Genomic DNA, 1,302 nt, shown 5'->3' with positions numbered 1-1,302 from the left:
TTAGCCTTAGATGATGGTCCACCTATATTCAGTCAAAGTTTCACGTGCTCCGACCTACTCGATTTCACTTAAAATGTCTTTTCATGTACGGGACTATCACCCTGTATCGTGGCGCTTTCCAGCAGCCTTCCATTAACACATAATAAGCTTAAGGGCTGTTCCGATTTCGCTCGCCGCTACTTTCGGAATCTCGGTTGATTTCTTTTCCTACGGGTACTTAGATGTTTCAGTTCTCCGCGTTCGCCTCGTTAACCTATGTATTCAGTTAACGATACCTGCAAGCAGGTGGGTTTCCCCATTCGGAAATCCTAGTCTCAAGTGCTTTTTACTAGCTTGACTAGGCTTATCGCAAGTTAATACGTCCTTCATCGCCTCCAACTGCCAAGGCATCCACCGTGTACGCTTAGTCACTTAACCATACAACCCAAACGGGTCTTTGTTGTGTGACAGTTTAACTTCGCCAGAAGTCAATATTGAATACTAAAGTAGATACCAATCAATCAACTCGTAAGAGTTAACTAAATGGCACTGAATGGTACTGCTACCATTCTTTTTTTACTTTTGAAAACTCTTGATAAATAACAATGTTATTCATCAGAATTTTATTATCAGCTTTTCCAAATTTTTAAAGAGCATATTAATTAGTTATTCCGAAGAACAAGCACTAATTAACAATCATCTGTGTGGACACTACGAACAAATAAGTTCTAAATCGTATAAGGAGGTGATCCAGCCCCAGGTTCCCCTAGGGCTACCTTGTTACGACTTCACCCCAGTCATGAATCACTCCGTGGTAAACGTCCTCCCGAGGGTTAGACTATCTACTTCTGGAGCAACCCACTCCCATGGTGTGACGGGCGGTGTGTACAAGGCCCGGGAACGTATTCACCGCGTCATTCTGATACGCGATTACTAGCGATTCCGACTTCATGGAGTCGAGTTGCAGACTCCAATCCGGACTACGACGCACTTTAAGTGATTCGCTTACTCTCGCGAGTTCGCAGCACTCTGTATGCGCCATTGTAGCACGTGTGTAGCCCTACACGTAAGGGCCATGATGACTTGACGTCGTCCCCACCTTCCTCCGGTTTATCACCGGCAGTCTCCTTAGAGTTCTCAGCATTACCTGCTAGCAACTAAGGATAGGGGTTGCGCTCGTTGCGGGACTTAACCCAACATCTCACAACACGAGCTGACGACAGCCATGCAGCACCTGTATCAGAGTTCCCGAAGGCACCAAACCATCTCTGGTAAGTTCTCTGTATGTCAAGTGTAGGTAAGGTTCTTCGCGTTGCATCGAAT

General features: G+C 45.5%; 2 rRNA genes. Both read right to left on the bottom strand.

Going from position 1 to position 1,302, the window contains the following annotated elements:
* Positions 1 to 417, bottom strand: a 23S ribosomal RNA gene (locus AAEZ18_RS18275); the annotation flags it as partial.
* Between the two features lie 300 nt (positions 418 to 717).
* A 16S ribosomal RNA gene (locus AAEZ18_RS18270) occupies positions 718 to 1,302 on the bottom strand; the annotation flags it as partial.

This window comes from Pseudoalteromonas sp. 19-MNA-CIBAN-0066 (genome assembly GCF_040308705.1).
Taxonomy (GTDB): domain Bacteria; phylum Pseudomonadota; class Gammaproteobacteria; order Enterobacterales; family Alteromonadaceae; genus Pseudoalteromonas; species Pseudoalteromonas nigrifaciens.
The sequence above is the reverse complement of the archived record's forward strand: the minus strand, read 5'-3'. Positions and strand labels throughout refer to the sequence as shown.